We start from the raw sequence: 19657 nt of genomic DNA on the forward strand, positions 1-19657 counted from the left end.
GTTTATGGCAGAGCGGCGACAACCGACAGCTCGACCAGGATTTCCGGTTCGCACAGCTTCGATTCAACGGTGGCGCGGGCCGGTGCGACGCCTTTTGGCAGCCACTTGTCCCAGACCGCGTTCATGCCTTCAAAGTGTGCATCAATGTCTTTCAAGTAAATCGTCACCGACAGCAGACGGCTCTTGTCGGTCCCGGCCAGATCCAGCAAACGCTCGATGTTGGCAAGCGTTTCACGGGTCTGCTGTTCAACCCCGGCGTTCATATCGTCGCCGACCTGCCCTGCCAGATATACGGTACCGCTGTGGACTACGATCTGGCTCATGCGCTCATTGGTGAGCTGGCGCTGGATTGACATGTTTTGCAGACTCCTGAAGTTTTTTTCCATAACGGGAAATATCGAGGCCTTCGGCGCTGATTTGCGGCGTTTTCTTCGCCATCAGATCGGCCAGCAAGCGACCGGAACCGCACGCCATGGTCCAACCCAGCGTGCCGTGACCCGTGTTCAAAAACAGATTGCTGAACGGCGTAGCACCCACGATCGGCGTGCCGTCCGGCGTAGTCGGACGCAGGCCGGTCCAGAAACTCGCCTGGGCCAGATCGCCGCCCTGAGGATAGAGGTCGTTGACGATCATCTCCAGGGTTTCGCGCCGACGCGGGTTCAGCGACAGGTCAAAACCGGCTATTTCAGCCATGCCGCCGACGCGGATGCGGTTGTCGAAACGGGTGATCGCGACCTTGTAGGTCTCGTCGAGAATAGTCGAAGTCGGGGCCATCGCCGGGTTGGTGATCGGCACGGTCAGGGAGTAACCCTTGAGCGGATACACCGGGGCCTTGATGCCCAGCGGTTTGAGCAGTTGCGGCGAGTAGCTGCCCAGGGCCAGCACGTAGCGATCAGCGGTTTCCAGCTTGCCGTCGATCCAGACACCATTGATGCGGTCGCCCGCGTAGTCGAGGCGTTGAATGTCCTGGTCGAAGCGGAATTCCACACCCAGTTTGGTAGCCATTTCAACCAGGCGGGTGGTGAACATCTGGCAGTCGCCGGTCTGGTCGTTCGGCAGGCGCAGGGCGCCGGCGAGGATGTTGGTGACGCTGGCCAACGCTGGCTCAACGCGGGCAATGCCAGCGCGGTCGAGCAGTTCGAACGGCACGCCGGACTCTTTCAGCACGGCGATGTCTTTCCAGGCGCCGTCGAGTTGAGCCTGGGTGCGGAACAGTTGGGTAGTACCCAGGCTACGGCCTTCGTAGGCAATGCCGGTTTCGGCGCGCAATTCGTCGAGGCAGTCACGGCTGTACTCGGACAGGCGGACCATGCGTTCCTTGTTCACCGCATAACGGCTGGCGGTGCAGTTGCGCAGCATCTGCGCCATCCACAGGTATTGGTCGATGTCGGCGGTGGCCTTGATCGCCAGCGGTGCGTGGCGCTGCAGCAGCCACTTGATGGCCTTGAGCGGCACGCCCGGCGCGGCCCACGGCGAGGCATAACCCGGCGAAACCTGCCCGGCGTTGGCGAAACTGGTCTCCATGGCAGCGGCCGGCTGACGGTCCACCACCACCACTTCGAATCCGGCACGCGCCAGATAATAAGCACTGGTGGTACCGATGACGCCGCTACCCAAGACCATAACGCGCATTTTCATATCCTCATCGCGGCTCGCCGCTGACGTTCGTAGTTGTAGAGCAATGATGTGCGCAGTTTAAAAAAGATTAGGCAGTGCTTTTCACTATATAAGTGCCTATATTTGGCGAGAATTCTCGGCAAAAACGCTTTTCACGGAGGCGCATCCCCTATGCGTACCAACACTCAAACCAAACGTGAGCTGGACAAGATCGACCGCAACATCCTGCGGATCCTGCAAGCGGACGGACGCATCTCCTTCACCGAGCTGGGGGAAAAAGTCGGGCTCTCGACCACGCCGTGTACCGAGCGGGTCCGGCGGCTGGAGCGCGAAGGGATCATCATGGGCTACAACGCCCGGCTCAATCCGCAGCACCTCAAGGGTAGTCTTCTGGTGTTCGTCGAAATCAGCCTCGACTACAAATCCGGCGATACTTTCGAAGAGTTCCGACGCGCGGTGCTGAAGCTGCCCCACGTGCTGGAGTGCCATTTGGTGTCAGGGGATTTCGATTATCTGGTGAAGGCACGGATTTCCGAGATGGCCTCGTACCGCAAGTTGCTGGGCGACATCCTGCTCAAGTTGCCGCATGTACGCGAATCAAAGAGCTACATCGTGATGGAAGAAGTGAAAGAGAGCTTGAGTCTGCCGATTCCGGATTGAAGATCAAGTCGCCTGGACGGACGCCATCGCGAGCAAGCTCGCTCCCACAGGTACAGCGCTGTCCTTGTGGGAGCGAGCTTGCTCGCGATGGGGTCGACCCGGTCAATCTGAAGGAACGCTGCAGCTAGACCAACACCTGGCGAGTGCTGGCCATGTACTCATGAATCTGCTTCTCGACCCGCGGATGAATCAGCTCCACCGGCCCCCGCCCATTCGGGCACGGCAAGGTCTTGGTGGTGCCGAACAACCGGCAAATCAGCGGCCGCTCGTCATACACGGTGCAGCCGTTGGGCCCGAGGTGAACGCAATTGAGTTCGTCCATCGCAGCGTCTTGCTCGGCGCGGGTCTTGCGCGGCAGGCGGGACATTTCTTCCGGTGAGGTGGTTACCGGCCCACAGCAGTCATGGCAGCCGGGCACGCACTCGAACGAGGGAATCTGCTGCCGTAACGTGCGAATTTTCTGACTGTTGCAGCTCATCGAAGCGGTGACCAAAAGCGGAATAGAGCGGGATTCTGACGTAAAAGCCCTGATCCAGACAGCACCAACCGACCAGTGTTGCCGGTGTCCGAAGGTCCGGCTTATGCTCCGTCAAATTTTCGAAACACAAGAATCAGGATCACGCACATGAATGCCCGTGCCCAACAATCGGTTCCGAGCCACCAGCACGCAGCATCTTATTATGCCGCCAGCAGCCTGCCGCAGCCCGATCATCCGGTGCTGCAAGGCGACCTGGGGGCGGACGTGTGCGTGGTCGGTGGCGGGTTCTCCGGGTTGAACACGGCGCTCGAACTGGCCGAACGCGGCTTCAGCGTGGTCCTGCTCGAAGCGCACAAGATCGGCTGGGGCGCGAGCGGGCGCAATGGCGGGCAGTTGATTCGGGGCGTCGGCCACGGCCTCGATCAGTTCGCCAACGTGATCGGTGCGGACGGCGTGCGTCAGATGAAACTCATGGGCCTGGAAGCGGTGGAAATCGTCCGACAGCGCGTCGAGCGTTTTCAGATCCCTTGCGACCTGACCTGGGGTTATTGCGACCTCGCTAACAAGGCTCGCGACCTTGAAGGTTTTGCCGAAGACGCCGAAGAGCTGCGCAGCCTCGGTTACCGTTACGAAACCCGTCTGCTGCAAGCCAGCGAAATGCATTCCGTTGTGGGTTCCGACCGCTACGTCGGCGGTTTGATCGATATGGGCTCAGGGCATTTGCACCCGCTGAACCTGGCACTGGGCGAAGCGGCTGCGGCCCAGCAACTCGGGGTGAAGCTGTTCGAACAATCGGCAGTCACCCGCATCGATTATGGCCCCGAGGTCAAGGTCCATACCGCCCAAGGCTCGGTCCGCGCCAAGACGCTGGTGCTGGGCTGCAATGCCTACCTCAACGAACTCAATCCCGAACTCGGCGGCAAGGTGCTGCCCGCCGGCAGCTACATCATCGCCACCGAACCCTTGAGTGAAGCGCTGGCACACTCGCTACTGCCGCAGAACATGGCGGTCTGCGATCAACGGGTGGCACTGGATTACTACCGGCTCTCGGCAGACCGACGCTTGCTGTTTGGCGGTGCCTGTCACTATTCAGGTCGCGACCCGAAGGACATCGCCGCGTACATGCGGCCGAAGATGCTGGAGGTTTTTCCGCAACTGGCCGGGGTGAAGATCGACTTTCAATGGGGCGGGATGATCGGCATCGGTGCTAATCGCCTGCCGCAGATCGGCCGGCTCAAGGATCAGCCGAATGTGTATTACGCCCAGGCTTATTCCGGTCATGGCGTGAATGCCACGCACCTGGCGGGGAAGTTGTTGGCTGAGGCTATCAGTGGTCAGCAGGGTGGAGGGTTCGATCTGTTTGCCAAGGTGCCGCACATTACCTTTCCGGGCGGTAAGCATTTGCGCTCGCCGTTGTTGGCGTTGGGGATGTTGTGGCATCGGCTTAAAGAGTTGGTCTGATCAGTTTTCGGTGCCTGGATCGTCGCCTTCGCGAGCAGGCTCACTCCTACAGTTGATCTTGGGTGCTCACACATTCGGTGTTCACTGAAAATCCCCTGTAGGAGTGAGCCTGCTCGCGATTGGGCCGGGAGAACACCACAATAATCAAATCCTCCAGAAAGGCTTGAGCCCCTCCTCCCGCGCCTGCTCCCGACTCAACCCGACGTCCTTAAGCTGCTCAGTCGTGAGCTCCAGCAATGCCTTGCGCGTGTGCAGACGATGCCAGAACAGACCCCAGCGACTCAGGCCGGACGGTGCGTTGCGCATGACCGCCTCGCGTGCACCGTTGATTTGCCCTGCCGCCAGTTCCTGACTGTGTAACGTCAGCCGCACATCGCTCAAGCCGTTCATTTTGATTGCTCCTGTTTACTTGGGTAGCCAGAGCTTTCATGATGCGTCGACGGCAAAAAGCATTACAGATTCAACGAGACTGTATTAACTCCATACAGATTTTGCATTTCAGCGTCTGAATCCAATATTTTCGACCCATCTGTACTGGTTAACCGAACCACCCACACCGAGACTGCGCCATGACCCTTTACGTCAACCTCGCCGAACTACTCGGCACGCGGATCGAACAGGGCTTCTATCGCCCCGGTGACCGGCTGCCGTCGGTGCGGGCGTTGAGTGTCGAACATGGCGTCAGCCTGAGCACCGTGCAGCAGGCCTATCGCGTGTTGGAAGACAGCGGGTTGGCGACACCGAAACCCAAATCCGGCTACTTCGTTCCGGTGGGTCGCGAGCTGCCGGAGCTGCCGGCCATTGGTCGCCCGGCCCAGCGTCCGGTGGATATTTCCCAGTGGGATCAGGTGCTGGAGTTGATTCGCGCCGTGCCACGCAAGGACGTCGTGCAACTGGGCCGCGGTATGCCGGACATCACCACGCCGACCATGAAACCGCTGCTGCGTAACCTGGCGCGGATCAGCCGTCGGCAGGACATGCCCGGCCTGTATTACGACAACATCTACGGCACCCTCGAACTGCGCGAACAGATCGCCCGTCTGATGCTGGATTCCGGTTGCCAATTGACGGCCCACGACCTGGTGATCACTACCGGTTGCCACGAAGCGCTGTCCACCAGTATTCGCGCCATCTGTGAGCCGGGGGACATTGTCGCCGTGGATTCGCCGAGCTTTCACGGCGCCATGCAGACCCTCAAGGGCTTGGGCATGAAAGCCCTGGAAATCCCTACCGACCCGCTCACCGGGATCAGCCTCGATGCCCTCGAACTGGCCTTGGAACAATGGCCGATCAAAGCCATACAGTTGACGCCCAACTGCAACAACCCGCTGGGCTACATCATGCCGGAGTCGCGCAAACGCGCGTTATTGACGCTCGCACAGCGTTTCGACGTCGCGATCATCGAGGACGATGTGTATGGCGAACTGGCTTATACCTACCCGCGGCCGCGCACGATCAAATCCTTCGACGAAGACGGCCGGGTCCTGCTCTGCAGCTCGTTTTCCAAGACCTTGGCGCCGGGACTGCGCATTGGTTGGGTGGCGCCGGGGCGCTATCTGGAACGGGTGCTGCACATGAAATACATCAGCACCGGCTCCACGGCGCCGCAGCCGCAGATTGCCATCGCCGAATTCCTCAAAGCGGGGCACTTCGAGCCGCATTTGCGACGGATGCGTACGCAATACCAGCGCAATCGCGACGTGATGATCGATTGGGTCACGCGTTACTTCCCGGCCGGCACCCGCGCCAGTCGTCCACAAGGCAGCTTCATGTTGTGGGTTGAGTTACCGGAAAGCTTCGACACGCTGAAACTGAATCGTGCGCTGCATGATCAAGGGGTACAGATTGCCGTCGGCAGTATCTTTTCCGCCTCCGGCAAATACCGCAATTGCCTGCGGATGAACTACGCTGCCAAGCCAACACCGCAGATCGAAGACGCGGTGCGCAAGGTCGGTGCCGCAGCGATCAGACTGCTCGCGGAAACCGACTGCTTCACCGACTGACCTTTCTCGGGAATCCAGCGTCCATATGCCGACACCTGCCGCCAATCGGAACGATCCCACGTGAGAGTCAGTCAGCCCCTGCTCGCTCTTCTGTTACTCGCCTCGTTCCTCGGAGGCTGTGCGACGCTCAACGTTCCGCGCGAACCGAGCCAGTCACTGCCCGCCAGTGACTCGGCGTTCGGTCGCTCGATTCAGGCCCAGGCTGCCCCCCACGAAGGGAAATCCGGCTTTCGCCTGCTGTCCGACAGCACCGAAGCCTTCACGGCCCGCGCCGAGCTGATCCGCAACGCCCAAAGCAGCCTGGATTTGCAGTACTACATCGTTCACGACGGCATCAGCACACGGATGCTGGTGGACGAGCTGCTCAAGGCTGCCGACCGTGGCGTTCGCGTACGCATTCTGCTCGACGACACCACCAGCGATGGCCTGGACCGGCTCATCGCCACGCTGGCGGCGCATCCGCAGATCCAGATCCGTGTGTTCAACCCATTGCACCTGGGTCGCAGTACCGGCGTGACACGAACGGCGGGACGGTTGCTCAACCTGTCGCAGCAACACCGGCGCATGCACAACAAGCTGTGGCTGGCCGACAACAGCATGGCCATCGTCGGCGGGCGCAATCTGGGGGATGAGTACTTCGATGCCGAACCCAACCTGAATTTCACTGACATCGACATGCTCAGCGTCGGCCCGGTCGCCGAACAGCTGGGGCACAGTTTTGACCAATACTGGAACAGTGCGCTGAGCAAGCCGATCGACGAGTTCCTCTCGAGCAAACCGACGGCCAGGGATCTGGAAAACACCCGGACCCGACTGGAAGAATCGCTTGAGGAAACGCGCAAACAGAATCACGCGCTCTACCAGCAGTTGATGACCTACACCACGCACCCGCGCCTGGCAATCTGGCGTCGGGAGTTGATCTGGGCCTGGAACCAGGCACTGTGGGACGCGCCGAGCAAGGTGCTGGCCGACGGCGAGCCCGACCCGCAATTGCTGCTGAGCACGCAGTTGTCGCCCGAGCTGAATGGCGTCAGCAAAGAGCTGATCATGATTTCGGCCTACTTCGTACCCGGCCAGCCGGGCCTGGTGTACCTGACCGGGCGCGCCGATGCCGGGGTGTCGGTGAGCCTGCTGACCAACTCACTGGAAGCCACTGACGTCCCGGCGGTGCATGGCGGTTACGCGCCGTATCGCAAGGCACTGCTGGAGCATGGCGTGCAGCTATTCGAATTGCGTCGCCAACCTGGTGGAGGTGGCGGCAGCGGCCCCCATCTGTTCTACAGCAAGTCCAACCGCGGCTCCGATTCCAGCCTGCACAGCAAGGCGATGATCTTCGACCAGCAGAAGTCGTTCATTGGCTCGTTCAATTTCGACCCACGTTCAGTGCTGTGGAATACCGAAGTCGGGGTGCTGGTGGACAGCCCGGAACTCGCCGCGCGCGTGCGTGAACTGGCGATGCAGGGCATGGCGCCGCCCTTGAGTTATCAGGCGAAACTGGAAAACGGCCAGGTTGTCTGGGTGACAGAAGACGACGGCAAGCTGCACACCCTGACCCGGGAGCCGGCAAGCTGGTGGCGGCGCTTCAATGCATGGATGAGCACCACGGTCGGCCTGGAGCGGATGTTGTAACGCCAGACGAAACGCGATCCCTGTGGGAGCGAGCTTGCTCGCGATTGCGTCACCACATTCAACATCCCTGCGACTGATCAACCGCATCGCGAGCAAGCTCGCTCCCACAGGTTTAAGCCGGCTCTGCCGCCGTGCCAAATGCCCCTTGCCGTGACAGCAGAATCACCAACCCCAGCGCACCGGCCGCCATCAGCAGTGGCAGCGCATGCCCGCTGACCCACTGACTGCCGGCACCGGCCGCCAACGGTCCGACCAGGCAACCGATACCCCACAACTGCGCGATATGCGCATTGGCGCGCACCAATGCATCGTCGCGATAGCGCTCGCCGATCAGGATCAGTGACAAGGTGAACAAGCCACCGGCACTGGCACCGAACAACACCCACAACGGCCAGATCAGCAACGTATCGATCAACAAAGGGATGGCCAGGCTCGATAGCAGCAGGACCACCGCACACCCGGTGAACAACGTACGTCGCGACAAGCGATCAGCCAGTGCGCCAATCGGCAACTGCAGCAAGGCATCACCCACCACCACCGTGCTGACCATCGCCAACGCAATTTCCGTCGTAAAACCCTGACGCAGGCAATAAACCGGCAACAACGTCAGGATCATCGCTTCGAACGCTGCGAACAGCGACACCGCCCAGGCAATCGCCGGCAGGCCACGGCAGAAACCCAGCAAGTCGCTGAAGGTCACGCTGCTGGCTTCACTGGCCGGAGCGCCGCTGCGGCCCAGCAACAGAAACGGTGCCGCCATCAACAAACCGACGCCGACCCAGAATCCATAATCGTGCTCAGTGCCCAGCACGCCAAGCAGCAACGGCCCGGCCAGCTGACTCAGCGCATAGCTGCTGCCATACAGCGCCACCAATCGCCCGCGCCACTCTTCCAGCACAAGCTGGTTGATCCAGCTTTCGCCGAGGATGAAGACGAGGGTCAGGATCACCCCGATCATCAGCCGCAATACCAGCCAAATCGGATAGCTCGGCAACAGCGCCAGCAAACCGATGGACAACGCCCCGGCCCACAGACACAAACGCATCAGATTGGCCGTGCCCAGACGCGCGGCCAGATGGCTGGAGATCTTTGCCCCCAGCAATACGCCAATGGCGGGCATCGCGGCCATCACACCGATTGCGAACGAGCCGTAACCCCAGCCTTCCAGACGAAACGACACCAACGGCATGCTGACGCCCAGGGCCAGGCCGACACTCAAGACAGACGCCAACACGGCGAAATAAGTCGCCCAACGCATTTCCCACGCTCCTGTGGATATTATTTTTCACAGACGACACAAAACACTGTGGGAGCGAGCTTGCTCGCGATGGCAGTTTCACATTCAACATTGACGTCGACTGTCAGACCGCTATCGCGAGCAAGCTCGCTCCCACAGGGGATCTTCGTTGTGTTTGGCCCCGGTTTTTGACCGGGGCCCGCTATAAATTACAACTTGATCCAGGTCGCCTTCAGCTCGGTGTACTTGTCGAACGCGTGCAGCGACTTGTCGCGACCGTTGCCGGACTGCTTGAAGCCACCGAACGGGGCCGTCATGTCGCCGCCGTCATACTGGTTGACCCACACGCTACCCGCGCGCAGTGCCTTGGCAGTCAGATGGGCCTTGGAAATGTCCTTGGTCCACACCGCTGCGGCCAAGCCGTAAGGGGTGTCGTTGGCAATCGCAATGGCTTCTTCGGCGGTATCGAAAGTGATCACCGACAGCACTGGACCGAAGATTTCTTCCTGAGCGATTTTCATCGCGTTGCTGACGCCGTCGAAAATCGTCGGCTCAACGTAGGTGCCACCGGTTTCCTGAAGAATGCGTTTGCCGCCCGCCACCAGTTTGGCGCCGTCGGTGTGGCCGGATTCGATGTAGGACAGCACGGTGTTCATCTGCTGGGTGTCCACCAGTGCACCGACGTTGGTTTCCGGGTCCAGCGGGTTGCCCGGTTTCCAGGTCTTGAGGGCCTCGATCACCAACGGCAGGAATTTATCCTTGATTGAACGCTCCACCAGCAGGCGCGATCCGGCGGTGCAGACTTCGCCCTGGTTGAAGGCGATGGCGCCGGCAGCCGATTCAGCGGCAGCTTGCAGGTCCGGCGCATCGGCGAACACGATGTTCGGGCTCTTGCCGCCAGCTTCGAGCCAGACGCGTTTCATGTTCGATTCGCCGGAGTAGATCAGCAGTTGCTTGGCGATTTTGGTCGAACCGGTGAACACCAGGGTGTCCACATCATTGTGCAGGGCCAGGGCCTTGCCGACGGTGTGACCGTAACCTGGCAGGACGTTCAACACACCTTTCGGGATGCCGGCCTCAACAGCCAGCGCAGCGATGCGGATGGCGGTCAGCGGGGATTTTTCGGATGGCTTGAGGATCACCGAGTTACCGGTGGACAGCGCCGGGCCGAGTTTCCAGCAGGCCATCATCAGCGGGAAGTTCCACGGCACGATGGCGCCGACTACGCCGACGGGTTCGCGGGTCACCAGACCCAGCTGGTCATGGGGAGTCGCGGCCACTTCGTCGTAGATCTTGTCGATGGCTTCACCGCTCCAGCTCAGGGCTTGCGCCGCGCCTGGAACGTCGATGTACAGGGAATCGCTGATCGGCTTGCCCATGTCCAGGGTTTCAAGCAGGGCCAGCTCTTCGGCGTGCTGTTTCAGCAGGCCGGCGAAACGGATCATGGTGGCTTTGCGTTTGGTCGGCGCCAGGCGCGACCAGACGCCGGAATTGAAAGTGGTGCGGGCGTTTTCAACAGCGCGCTGGGCGTCGGCGGCGTCACAGCTGGCAATCTTGCCCAGCAGACGGCCATCGACCGGGCTGATGCACTCAAAGGTCTCGGCGGAGACAGCATCGGTGTATTCGCCATTGATGTAGGCGCGGCCTTCGATCTTCAGATCGCGAGCCCGTTGTTCCCAATCGGCACGAGTCAGGGTGGTCATACGAGTGTCCTCCTCTTGTTGAATACGAACGCTCCACGGTCTTCGCGGGCGCTGTCAGGAATTCTGCCCAGCCAGCCTGATTTTTCGGCCCAAGGCAACCGTCACCCTAAACCAGCGGCAGGTGAAGTTTCAATATATTTGACATAAGGCCGGCAAACGGCCTTGCGATGTTCATTTTAATAAACATAGACTTTAAATATTCCAACCACTCGCGCCGCAATCACGGGGGATTACAACAATGAGCATCCAGGACATAGTCGACTTCAGCCAGGCCACCACCCAGCCCGATCGCTATCGGCCAGACCCGGCGAAAGTCCTCAAGGGCGACCCCGAACAAGCAGTGTACAACCACTACAACAGTCCTTGCGGCCAGATGAGCGCAGGTGTGTGGGAAGGCGAAGTCGGCCAGTGGCATGTGAACTACACCGAGCACGAATACTGCGAAATCCTTCAGGGGGTATCAGTGCTGCGCGACAACGATGGCAACGGCAAGACCCTGCGCGTGGGCGATCGTTTCGTGATCCCGGCCGGGTTCAGAGGCACCTGGGAGGTGTTGGAGCCGTGCCGCAAGATCTATGTGGTGTTTGAACAGAAGGCTTGAGGATTTGGGTTGTCCCAGCCGGCCTCATCGCGAGCAAGCTCGCTCCCACAGGTTTTGTGATCGGCACAGATCCCCTGTGGGAGCGAGCTTGCTCGCGATGAGGCCCTGAAGGGCAACACAAAACCCTAGGCAACAAAAAAGGCCCGTATCTCGCGATACGGGCCTTTTTCGTAAGAGGGAAAAATCAATTACTTGATTTTGCCTTCTTTGTAGATCACGTGCTTGCGAACAACCGGATCAAATTTCTTGATCTCGATTTTGTCCGGAGTAGTGCGCTTGTTCTTGTCGGTAGTGTAGAAGTGACCAGTACCGGCGCTCGAAATCAAACGAATCAATTCACGCATGATTAGCTCCCTTAGATCTTGCCAGCTTTGCGGATTTCGGCCAGCACGACAGTGATGCCACGCTTGTCGATGATACGCATGCCTTTGGCAGATACGCGCAGACGCACGAAACGTTTCTCTTCTTCAACCCAGAAGCGGTGATGCTGCAGGTTCGGCAGGAAACGACGACGGGTTTTGTTGTTTGCGTGGGAAATGTTATTCCCAGTCACCGGACCCTTACCGGTAACTTGACATACTCTCGACATGCCTCAGCCCTCTAAAACCACATGCCCAACCCGGCATGGGTTGGCCGCTTAATCTCTCAGTCATTTGGCGCCAGGCGCCGCGTTTCTTTAGAGGTCTTACCGGCTACACCTACAGTGAAGGAACCGGGCCCCTAGAAAAGAGCGCTGCTTTATACCAGAAAGACTGAAGAGCAACAACATTCCGTGTGCGCCGAGTTGATAAAAACCCCATTTTTCAGGCTCCAAGCGCCTAAGACAAAGGCTGTCGTCGATGAAGACCGCTCGTCGCAGAGAATCGGCCAACACACCGATTCAGGATTTCTCTCAGCCAGCACACACCGAAAACAGTCGCACATAGTCCCCTTAAAATGAAAAAGGGGATAGTCATTTACAAAAGAGCCCACTAGGGTAAGCCTTTTCCAGACTGCACTTGCAGATGGGCCTTCGATCTGTAAAGGAATCCGACCATGCGCCTCGCTGCCCTACCGCTGCTGCTTGCCCCGCTTCTGCTGAGCCCATTGGCCCATGCCGCCGCCCTGAGCGTCTGCACCGAGGCCAGCCCGGAAGGGTTCGACGTGGTGCAATACAACTCGCTGACCACCACCAACGCCTCGGCCGACGTGCTGATGAACCGCCTGGTGGACTTCGACACGGCCAGCGGCAAAGTGGTCGCCAGCCTCGCGGACAGCTGGGAAGTCACGCCCGACGGCCTGACGTACGTGTTCAAGCTTCACCCACAGGTGAAATTCCACCGCACTGAATTTTTCAGCCCGACGCGCGAACTGACCGCCGAAGACGTGAAGTTCAGCTTCGACCGCATGCTCGACCCGGCACACCCTTGGCACAAAGTGTCCCAGAGCGGCTTCCCGCACGCCCAGTCGATGCAGTTACCGGCGCTGATCAAGAAGATCGATGCATTGGACCCGCTGACCATTCGCTTCACCCTCGACCACCCGGACTCGACCTTCCTCGCGACCTTGAGCATGGGTTTCGCCTCGATCTATTCGGCTGAATACGCCGACAAACTGATGAAGGCCGGCACCCCGGAGAAACTCAACAGCCAACCGATCGGCAGCGGGCCGTTCATCTTCACGCGCTTCCAGAAAGACGCCTCGATCCGCTACAAGGCCAACCCGGACTACTTCCGTGGCAAACCGTCGGTGGACCCGCTGATCTTCGCCATCACCCCCGACGCCAACGTGCGTTTGCAGAAATTGCGTCGTAACGAATGCCAGATTGCCCTGTCGCCCAAGCCTCTGGACGTACAGGCAGCGCTGAAAGAACCGACCCTGAAAGTGGAAAAGACTGACGCCTTCATGACCGCGTTCGTCGGCATCAACAGCCAGCATCCGCCGCTGGACAAGCCTGAAGTGCGTCAGGCGATCAACCTCGCGTTCGACAAGGCCAACTACGTCAAAGCCGTGTTCGAAGACACCGCCGAACCTGCCAACGGCCCCTACCCGCCGAACACCTGGAGCTATGCCAAAGGCCTGCCGGGCTATCCGCATGACGTCGAAAAAGCCAAAGCACTCATGGCGAAGGCCGGTCTCAAGGACGGTTTCCAGACCACCATCTGGACCCGACCTTCCGGCAGTCTGCTCAACCCCAACCCGAGCCTCAGCGCTCAAATGCTACAATCGGACCTCGCGGAAATCGGCATTCAGGCCGAGATTCGGGTGATCGAATGGGGCGAACTGATTCGCCGCGCCAAGGCCGGTGAACACGACCTGTTGTTCATGGGCTGGGCCGGCGACAACGGCGACCCGGACAACTTCCTCACGCCGCAGTTTTCCTGCGCCGCGGTCAAATCCGGCACCAACTTCGCCCGCTACTGCAACCAGGACCTGGACAAGCTGATCAGCGCCGGCAAGACCACCGGCGAGCAAGGTGTGCGCACCAAGCTCTACGAGCAGGCTCAGGCGCAGATCCAGCAACAGGCGCTGTGGCTGCCGCTGGCCCACCCGACCGCCTTCGCGCTGACGCGCAAGGACGTTGAGGGCTATCAGGTCAGCCCGTTTGGTCGTCAGGATTACTCGAAGGTCAACCTGAAGTAATCAGCCTCAACATAAAACCCTGTGGGAGTGAGCCTGCTCGCGATGGCGTCGCGTCAGTCAACCTAACCGGTGACTGAAAGAATGCCATCGCGAGCAGGCTCACTCCTACAGGGGCTCACATCCACCCGTACTCGGCCATGGACAGCGGATCGCCGTCACCGATGATGAAATGGTCGAGTACCCGCACATCAATCAGATCCAGCGCCTCCTGCAGGCGTTTGGTCAGCGTTCGGTCGGCTTGACTGGGGTTGGTATTACCCGACGGATGGTTATGGCAGAGGATCAGCGCTGCGGCGTTGTGGGCCAACGCGCGTTTAACCACTTGTCTCGGATAGACACTGGTGCTGTCGATGGAGCCGCGAAACAGCACTTCAAAGGTCAGCACTTGATGCCTGGAATCCAAAAACAGACAGCCAAACACCTCGTGAGGCTCGTGGCGCAACATTGACTTCAGGTAATCACGAACCGCCTGCGGATTTTCCAGCGCCGATTTTTGCCGTGCACGTTCGGCCAAATGCCGCCGGCTCATTTCCTGGACCGCTTGCAACTGAGCGAATTTCGCCGGCCCGAGCCCCAACTGCCTGCTGAATGCTACTTGATCGGCCTCGAGCAGTGAGCGCAGGCTGCCAAACTGACTCAACAGGTGTCGCGCCAGATCTACCGCGCTTTTGCCCGACACGCCCGTTCGTAAAAAAATCGCCAGCAACTCGGCGTCTGAAAGGCTCCCCGAGCCCAACTCAAGCAACCTCTCCCGCGGCCGTTCCGCCGCTGGCCAATCGCGAATACTCATAGCACCTCCCTGGTCTGTGGGCGCCGCTGTTCCATAGCGGTCGCTGTGATATCTTAGCCCATCTTTTTTGCGGGCGATTTCATCCCTGGGGAGGGGGTATCGCCATGCAGTCATCAACGAAATGAAAGGCAGACCTATGCAGCGGCTGTATCGGAAACGCATCGTTCTGGGCGTCGGCGGTGGCATTGCTGCCTACAAGAGCGCCGACCTGGTTCGCCGCCTGATCGATCAGGGCGCCGAAGTGCGCGTGGTCATGACCCGTGGCGGCAGCGAGTTCATCACGCCGTTGACCATGCAGGCCTTGTCCGGCCACCCGGTCCACCTCGACCTGCTGGACCCCGCGGCCGAAGCCGCGATGGGCCACATCGAACTGGCCAAATGGGCCGACCTGGTGCTGATCGCCCCCGCCACTGCGGACCTCATGGCCCGCCTGGCCCAAGGCATTGCCGACGACCTGCTGACCACGCTGGTGCTGGCCACCGACGCCGTGGTCGCCGTTGCCCCGGCGATGAACCAGGCCATGTGGCGCGACCCGGCGACCCAGGCCAACCTGCAAACCCTCGAAAGCCGTGGCCTGAAAACCTTCGGCCCAGCCTCCGGGAGCCAGGCCTGCGGCGACGTCGGCATGGGTCGCATGCTCGAAGCCACCGACCTCGCCCAGTGCGCGGCAGACTGCTTCCAGCGCCAGGCACTGACCGGCAAACACGTGCTGATCACCGCTGGCCCGACCCAGGAAAACATCGACCCGGTGCGCTACATCACCAACCACAGCTCCGGGAAAATGGGCTTTGCCCTGGCCGAAGCCGCAGTGGAAGCCGGTGCCCGCGTAACCCTGATCACCGGCCCGGTGCACCTGCCGACCCCGGATCGCGTCACCCGCATCGACGTGGTCAGCGCCCGCGACATGCTCGCTGCTTGTGAAGCCGCGATCCCTTGCGACCTGTTCATCGCCTCGGCAGCAGTCGCGGATTACCGTCCAGAAGTCGTCGCCCCACAGAAACTCAAGAAAGACCCTACGAACGGTGACGGCTTGTTGCTACAGATGGTGCGTAACCCAGACATTCTGGCCACCATCGCCACGCGCCCCGACCGTCCGTTCAGTGTCGGGTTTGCCGCGGAAACCGAACATTTGCTCGATTACGCTGCACGCAAGTTGAAAGACAAGAACCTCGATTTGATCGTCGCCAACGACGTCGCTAACCCGAGCATTGGCTTCAACAGCGAAGAAAACGCCTGCAGCGTGATCGACCGCCAGCTACACGCCACACTTTTCGCTCAGACCAGCAAGAGCAAGATTGCTCGCCAGCTGATCACTTTTATCGCCGAACGTCTGAACCAGGTTTAATTTACATGCACACTTTGCAAGCCAAGATCCTCGACCCTCGCATCGGTACCGATTTCCCGCTGCCGCAGTACGCCACGCCAGGCTCCGCCGGCCTCGACCTGCGTGCCATGCTGGAAAAAGACACCGTCATCAAGCCGGGCGAAACCGTGCTGATTCCTACCGGCCTGTCGGTCTACATAGGTGATCCAGGCCTGGCGGCGCTGATTCTGCCGCGCTCGGGCCTGGGCCATAAGCACGGCATCGTGTTGGGCAACCTGGTCGGCCTGATCGACTCCGATTATCAAGGCCCACTGATGGTGTCGTGCTGGAACCGTGGCCAGACCGACTTCAACATGGTCGTTGGCGAGCGTTTGGCCCAGCTGGTTTTGGTGCCGGTGGTTCAAGCGCACTTCGAGATGGTTGAAGAGTTCGTTGAAACCGAGCGCGGTGCTGGCGGTTTCGGCCACTCGGGCAGCCACTGATCGGATAGAGAACCCTGTGGCGAGCGAGCTTGCTCGCGCTGGGCTGCGGAGCGGCCCCAAGATTTTATGGGTGCTGCGCACCCAAGCGGGAGCAAGCTCCCTCGCCACAATTCGCATAAAGTTCATCTGTAAGGTTTACCGCCCAAAATCAAGGCATTGACCGGTCATTCCCTCGCAAACGTAGGTGACATGGCCTTTACACACCACGAACTCTCAGTGGAAAACACCGTCATACCCTTCAGTTTGAGCCGGCCAATGCATTTTTCGCAGGCCTGTCCAGTCACTTTCGAGATGGAGCATTCCTACAGATGAGTCACCCAGCCCAAGTCGCACCCAAGTTCCCCGACAGCATCTTCCGCGCCTACGATATTCGCGGCACCGTCCCGGAATTCTTGAACGCTGAAACCGCTTATTGGCTCGGTCGCGCCATCGGCTCCCAGAGCCTGGCCCAGGATGAACCGAACGTTTCCGTCGGCCGTGACGGTCGCCTGTCCGGTCCGGAACTGGTCGAACAACTGATCAAAGGCCTCGCCGACAGCGGTTGCCACGTCAGCGACGTCGGCCTGGTGCCAACGCCTGCGCTGTACTACGCCGCCAACGTACTGGCAGGCAAATCCGGCGTGATGCTCACCGGCAGCCACAACCCGTCGAACTACAACGGCTTCAAGATCGTCATCGCTGGTGACACCCTCGCCAACGAACAGATCCAGGCCCTGCACGAACGCCTCAAGACCAACAACCTGAGCAGCGGCAAGGGCAGCGTCACCCAGGTCGAAATCCTCGACCGCTACAACACCGAAATCGTTCAGGACATCAAACTGGCTCGTCGCCTCAAAGTCGTCGTTGACTGCGGCAACGGCGCGGCCGGTGTGATCGCCCCGCAACTGATCGAAGCCCTGAACTGCGAAGTTATCCCGCTGTTCTGCGACGTCGATGGCAACTTCCCGAACCACCATCCGGATCCGGGCAAGCCTGAAAACCTCGTGGACCTGATCGCCAAGGTCAAGGAAACCAACGCTGACCTCGGCCTGGCCTTCGACGGCGACGGCGACCGCGTCGGCGTGGTGACCAACACCGGCAGCATCGTCTACCCGGACCGCCTGCTGATGCTGTTCGCCCGTGACGTACTGGCGCGCAACGCTGACGCGGAAATCATCTTCGACGTCAAATGCACCCGTCGCCTGACGCCATTGATCAAGGAATACGGCGGTCGCCCGCTAATGTGGAAGACCGGTCACTCGTTGATCAAAAAGAAAATGAAACAAACCGGCGCCCTGTTGGCCGGCGAAATGAGTGGGCACATCTTCTTCAAGGAACGCTGGTTCGGTTTCGACGACGGCATTTACAGCGCCGCGCGTCTGCTGGAGATCCTCAGCAAAGAAAAATCCACCGCGGAAGAGCTGTTTGCGACCTTCCCGAACGATATTTCTACGCCGGAAATCAATATCCATGTGACCGAAGAGAGCAAATTCAGCATCATTGATGCATTGCACGACGCGAAGTGGGGCGAAGGCGCCGACCTGACCACCATCGACGGCGTGCGAGTCGACTACGCCAAAGGCTGGGGCCTGGTGCGCGCATCCAACACCACACCGGTGCTGGTGTTGCGCTTCGAGGCCGATGACGAGGCGGAATTGCAGCGCATCAAGGACGTATTCAAAGTCCAGCTGAAGCGTGTTGCACCTGATCTCCAATTACCGTTTTGATTTAACGAAGCACCCGGAGCCCTGAATGACCCTCGAACGCGAAGCCGCCGCCAACACCGCCAAGGTCCTGTCCGAAGCGCTGCCTTACATTCGCCGCTATGTCGGCAAGACGCTGGTGATCAAATACGGCGGCAACGCGATGGAAAGCGAGGAGCTGAAAACCGGCTTCGCCCGCGACATCGTGCTGATGAAAGCCGTCGGCATTAACCCGGTGGTGGTTCACGGCGGCGGCCCGCAAATCGGCGACCTGCTCAAGCGTCTGTCGATCGAGAGCCACTTCATCGATGGCATGCGCGTGACTGATGCGCAGACCATGGACGTGGTGGAAATGGTCCTCGGCGGCCAGGTGAACAAGGACATCGTCAACCTGATCAACCGTCATGGCGGCAGCGCTATCGGCCTGACCGGTAAAGACGCCGAGCTGATTCGCGCGAAGAAACTCACCGTGACCCGCCAGACGCCGGAGATGACCCAACCGGAAATCATCGACATCGGCCAAGTGGGCGAAGTGGTCGGCATCAACACCGACCTGCTGAACCTGCTGGTCAAAGGTGACTTCATCCCGGTGATCGCGCCAATCGGTGTCGGCGCCAACGGCGAGTCGTACAACATCAACGCTGACCTGGTGGCCGGCAAAGTCGCCGAAGCGCTGAAAGCTGAAAAGCTGATGCTGCTGACCAACATCGCCGGCCTGATGGACAAGTCGGGCACGGTTCTCACTGGCCTGACAACCCAACAGGTCGATGAGCTGATCGCCGACGGCACCATCTACGGTGGCATGCTGCCGAAGATCCGTTGCGCGCTGGAAGCCGTGCAAGGTGGTGTGGGCAGCTCGTTGATCATCGATGGCCGGGTGCCGAATGCGATTCTTCTGGAAATCTTCACCGACACCGGTGTGGGTACCTTGATCAGCAATCGCAAGCGCCACTGATTCAAGAACGTCAAAAGATCGCAGCCTTCTGCGGCACCTACGGATGTACGAATATTCCGTAGGAGCTGACGAAAGCTGCGATCTTTTTTATGCGCGCAGGAAATGTCTGACCTGATTAAGCGAAACGTCCGACATCCCGCCAGCATTAGTCCGCATAGGATCTTCCCTGTATCCACAGGAGAACGACCCCATGCAAAAAGTTTACGCACCTTACGGCAGCGACGTTTCCGCAGGCACCTACGAATGCGCCGACTGCGGCTACGAATATTCCAACCAATCGAAAAAATCCTTGCCGCCCTGCCCGCAACGCCTGGATTCATTGCACCTACAAAACGGCTGGAAAATCCTCAGCGGCCAAGGAGACGCAACGGACGACCCTTATCCGAAATCCGGTAAGTGATCACGGGAGACAC

Annotated in this window: 19 protein-coding genes and 1 pseudogene; 11 read left to right on the forward strand and 9 right to left on the reverse strand. The window is 59.8% G+C overall.

Annotated features, from left to right (window positions below; all coding sequences use genetic code 11):
• Positions 1-2: 2 nt before the first annotated feature.
• Positions 3-356, reverse strand: coding sequence for a RidA family protein (locus VD17_RS10925; protein ID WP_046053836.1), 354 nt, complete (start codon positions 354-356; stop codon positions 3-5).
• On the reverse strand, positions 328-1632 hold the full coding sequence (dadA, locus tag VD17_RS10930) for a D-amino acid dehydrogenase (protein ID WP_046053837.1): 1305 nt from the start codon (positions 1630-1632) through the stop codon (positions 328-330). Before dadA ends, VD17_RS10925 begins: the two co-directional genes overlap by 29 nt.
• A gap of 156 nt (positions 1633-1788) precedes the next feature.
• Here dadA and VD17_RS10935 point away from each other — a divergent pair, with 156 nt between their 5' ends.
• On the forward strand, positions 1789-2277 hold the full coding sequence (locus VD17_RS10935; RefSeq protein ID WP_003177284.1) for an Lrp/AsnC ligand binding domain-containing protein: 489 nt from the start codon (positions 1789-1791) through the stop codon (positions 2275-2277).
• Between the two features lie 124 nt (positions 2278-2401).
• Here VD17_RS10935 and VD17_RS10940 read toward each other — a convergent pair whose 3' ends face one another.
• Positions 2402-2755 (reverse strand): YkgJ family cysteine cluster protein, encoded by a 354-nt coding sequence (locus VD17_RS10940; RefSeq protein ID WP_007947437.1) that lies wholly within the window; start codon positions 2753-2755, stop codon positions 2402-2404.
• Between the two features lie 147 nt (positions 2756-2902).
• On the opposite strand from VD17_RS10940, the gene VD17_RS10945 reads away from it, so the two are divergent.
• Positions 2903-4216 (forward strand): NAD(P)/FAD-dependent oxidoreductase, encoded by a 1314-nt coding sequence (locus VD17_RS10945; protein ID WP_046053838.1) that lies wholly within the window; start codon positions 2903-2905, stop codon positions 4214-4216.
• A gap of 144 nt (positions 4217-4360) precedes the next feature.
• Here VD17_RS10945 and VD17_RS10950 read toward each other — a convergent pair whose 3' ends face one another.
• Positions 4361-4606, reverse strand: coding sequence for a DUF1127 domain-containing protein (locus VD17_RS10950; RefSeq protein ID WP_046053839.1), 246 nt, complete (start codon positions 4604-4606; stop codon positions 4361-4363).
• A gap of 179 nt (positions 4607-4785) precedes the next feature.
• Here VD17_RS10950 and VD17_RS10955 point away from each other — a divergent pair, with 179 nt between their 5' ends.
• Both VD17_RS10955 and VD17_RS10960 read left to right on the forward strand, forming a co-directional pair.
• Positions 4786-6219 (forward strand): aminotransferase-like domain-containing protein, encoded by a 1434-nt coding sequence (locus VD17_RS10955; RefSeq protein WP_046053840.1) that lies wholly within the window; start codon positions 4786-4788, stop codon positions 6217-6219.
• A gap of 60 nt (positions 6220-6279) precedes the next feature.
• Positions 6280-7848, forward strand: coding sequence for a phospholipase D family protein (locus VD17_RS10960; protein WP_046053841.1), 1569 nt, complete (start codon positions 6280-6282; stop codon positions 7846-7848).
• 112 nt (positions 7849-7960) lie between these two features.
• On the opposite strand, the gene VD17_RS10965 is transcribed toward VD17_RS10960, so the two are convergent.
• Together VD17_RS10965 and VD17_RS10970 are read right to left on the reverse strand one after the other, a co-directional pair.
• Entirely contained in the window at positions 7961-9106 is a 1146-nt protein-coding gene (locus tag VD17_RS10965) for an MFS transporter (RefSeq protein ID WP_046053842.1), read from the reverse strand.
• A 188-nt stretch (positions 9107-9294) separates the two neighbouring features.
• Positions 9295-10788: an aldehyde dehydrogenase gene (locus VD17_RS10970; protein WP_046053843.1), complete on the reverse strand. Its 1494-nt coding sequence runs from the start codon at positions 10786-10788 to the stop codon at positions 9295-9297.
• A gap of 238 nt (positions 10789-11026) precedes the next feature.
• Here VD17_RS10970 and VD17_RS10975 point away from each other — a divergent pair, with 238 nt between their 5' ends.
• Positions 11027-11389 carry a cupin domain-containing protein gene (locus VD17_RS10975; RefSeq protein WP_033059370.1) on the forward strand — a complete coding sequence of 121 codons (363 nt, stop codon included), beginning with the start codon at positions 11027-11029 and terminating at the stop codon, positions 11387-11389.
• Between the two features lie 188 nt (positions 11390-11577).
• Here the strand turns inward: VD17_RS10975 and rpmG are convergent, their stop codons facing one another.
• Positions 11578-11733 (reverse strand): 50S ribosomal protein L33, encoded by a 156-nt coding sequence (rpmG, locus tag VD17_RS10980; RefSeq protein ID WP_007894709.1) that lies wholly within the window; start codon positions 11731-11733, stop codon positions 11578-11580.
• Positions 11734-11744: 11 nt separating this feature from the next.
• Entirely contained in the window at positions 11745-11978 is a 234-nt protein-coding gene (rpmB, locus tag VD17_RS10985; RefSeq protein WP_007894701.1) for a 50S ribosomal protein L28, read from the reverse strand.
• A 446-nt stretch (positions 11979-12424) separates the two neighbouring features.
• Here rpmB and VD17_RS10990 point away from each other — a divergent pair, with 446 nt between their 5' ends.
• Positions 12425-14011, forward strand: coding sequence for an ABC transporter substrate-binding protein (locus VD17_RS10990; protein WP_046053844.1), 1587 nt, complete (start codon positions 12425-12427; stop codon positions 14009-14011).
• A gap of 115 nt (positions 14012-14126) precedes the next feature.
• On the opposite strand, the gene radC is transcribed toward VD17_RS10990, so the two are convergent.
• Positions 14127-14801 carry a RadC family protein gene (gene radC, locus VD17_RS10995; protein ID WP_046053845.1) on the reverse strand — a complete coding sequence of 225 codons (675 nt, stop codon included), beginning with the start codon at positions 14799-14801 and terminating at the stop codon, positions 14127-14129.
• Between the two features lie 136 nt (positions 14802-14937).
• Between radC and coaBC the strand changes: the two genes are divergently transcribed.
• The 5 genes and pseudogenes from coaBC to VD17_RS11020 all read left to right on the forward strand — a co-directional run bounded on the left by coaBC (position 14938) and on the right by VD17_RS11020 (position 19644).
• A complete protein-coding gene (gene coaBC, locus VD17_RS11000; RefSeq protein ID WP_046053846.1) occupies positions 14938-16146 on the forward strand; it encodes a bifunctional phosphopantothenoylcysteine decarboxylase/phosphopantothenate--cysteine ligase CoaBC in 1209 nt (402 codons plus the stop codon).
• 5 nt (positions 16147-16151) lie between these two features.
• On the forward strand, positions 16152-16607 hold the full coding sequence (gene dut / locus VD17_RS11005; RefSeq protein WP_046053847.1) for a dUTP diphosphatase: 456 nt from the start codon (positions 16152-16154) through the stop codon (positions 16605-16607).
• Positions 16608-16936: 329 nt separating this feature from the next.
• Positions 16937-18313: pseudogene (locus tag VD17_RS11010) on the forward strand (phosphomannomutase/phosphoglucomutase); the annotation flags it as partial.
• A 25-nt stretch (positions 18314-18338) separates the two neighbouring features.
• Positions 18339-19244, forward strand: a complete 906-nt coding sequence (gene argB, locus VD17_RS11015; RefSeq protein WP_010465204.1) for an acetylglutamate kinase — start codon at positions 18339-18341, stop codon at positions 19242-19244.
• Positions 19245-19434: 190 nt separating this feature from the next.
• The gene (locus VD17_RS11020; RefSeq protein ID WP_046053849.1) at positions 19435-19644 is read left to right on the forward strand and encodes a hypothetical protein; all 210 of its coding nucleotides are present in this window, start codon (positions 19435-19437) and stop codon (positions 19642-19644) included.
• Positions 19645-19657 lie beyond the last annotated feature (13 nt).

Origin of the sequence: Pseudomonas fluorescens (assembly GCF_000968015.1) — a bacterium.
Lineage (GTDB): Bacteria > Pseudomonadota > Gammaproteobacteria > Pseudomonadales > Pseudomonadaceae > Aquipseudomonas > Aquipseudomonas fluorescens_W.

Excerpts from the sequence above, each read along its gene's own strand:
- VD17_RS10925 (WP_046053836.1), bottom strand. The coding sequence starts at position 356 with ATGTCAATCCAGCGCCAGCTCACCAATGAGCGCATGAGCCAGATCGTA.
- dadA (WP_046053837.1), bottom strand. The coding sequence starts at position 1,632 with ATGCGCGTTATGGTCTTGGGTAGCGGCGTCATCGGTACCACCAGTGCT.
- VD17_RS10935 (WP_003177284.1), top strand. The coding sequence starts at position 1,789 with ATGCGTACCAACACTCAAACCAAACGTGAGCTGGACAAGATCGACCGC.
- VD17_RS10940 (WP_007947437.1), bottom strand. The coding sequence starts at position 2,755 with ATGAGCTGCAACAGTCAGAAAATTCGCACGTTACGGCAGCAGATTCCC.
- VD17_RS10945 (WP_046053838.1), top strand. The coding sequence starts at position 2,903 with ATGAATGCCCGTGCCCAACAATCGGTTCCGAGCCACCAGCACGCAGCA.
- VD17_RS10950 (WP_046053839.1), bottom strand. The coding sequence starts at position 4,606 with ATGAACGGCTTGAGCGATGTGCGGCTGACGTTACACAGTCAGGAACTG.
- VD17_RS10955 (WP_046053840.1), top strand. The coding sequence starts at position 4,786 with ATGACCCTTTACGTCAACCTCGCCGAACTACTCGGCACGCGGATCGAA.
- VD17_RS10965 (WP_046053842.1), bottom strand. The coding sequence starts at position 9,106 with ATGCGTTGGGCGACTTATTTCGCCGTGTTGGCGTCTGTCTTGAGTGTC.
- VD17_RS10970 (WP_046053843.1), bottom strand. The coding sequence starts at position 10,788 with ATGACCACCCTGACTCGTGCCGATTGGGAACAACGGGCTCGCGATCTG.
- VD17_RS10975 (WP_033059370.1), top strand. The coding sequence starts at position 11,027 with ATGAGCATCCAGGACATAGTCGACTTCAGCCAGGCCACCACCCAGCCC.
- rpmG (WP_007894709.1), bottom strand. The coding sequence starts at position 11,733 with ATGCGTGAATTGATTCGTTTGATTTCGAGCGCCGGTACTGGTCACTTC.
- rpmB (WP_007894701.1), bottom strand. The coding sequence starts at position 11,978 with ATGTCGAGAGTATGTCAAGTTACCGGTAAGGGTCCGGTGACTGGGAAT.
- VD17_RS10990 (WP_046053844.1), top strand. The coding sequence starts at position 12,425 with ATGCGCCTCGCTGCCCTACCGCTGCTGCTTGCCCCGCTTCTGCTGAGC.
- radC (WP_046053845.1), bottom strand. The coding sequence starts at position 14,801 with ATGAGTATTCGCGATTGGCCAGCGGCGGAACGGCCGCGGGAGAGGTTG.
- coaBC (WP_046053846.1), top strand. The coding sequence starts at position 14,938 with ATGCAGCGGCTGTATCGGAAACGCATCGTTCTGGGCGTCGGCGGTGGC.
- dut (WP_046053847.1), top strand. The coding sequence starts at position 16,152 with ATGCACACTTTGCAAGCCAAGATCCTCGACCCTCGCATCGGTACCGAT.
- argB (WP_010465204.1), top strand. The coding sequence starts at position 18,339 with ATGACCCTCGAACGCGAAGCCGCCGCCAACACCGCCAAGGTCCTGTCC.
- VD17_RS11020 (WP_046053849.1), top strand. The coding sequence starts at position 19,435 with ATGCAAAAAGTTTACGCACCTTACGGCAGCGACGTTTCCGCAGGCACC.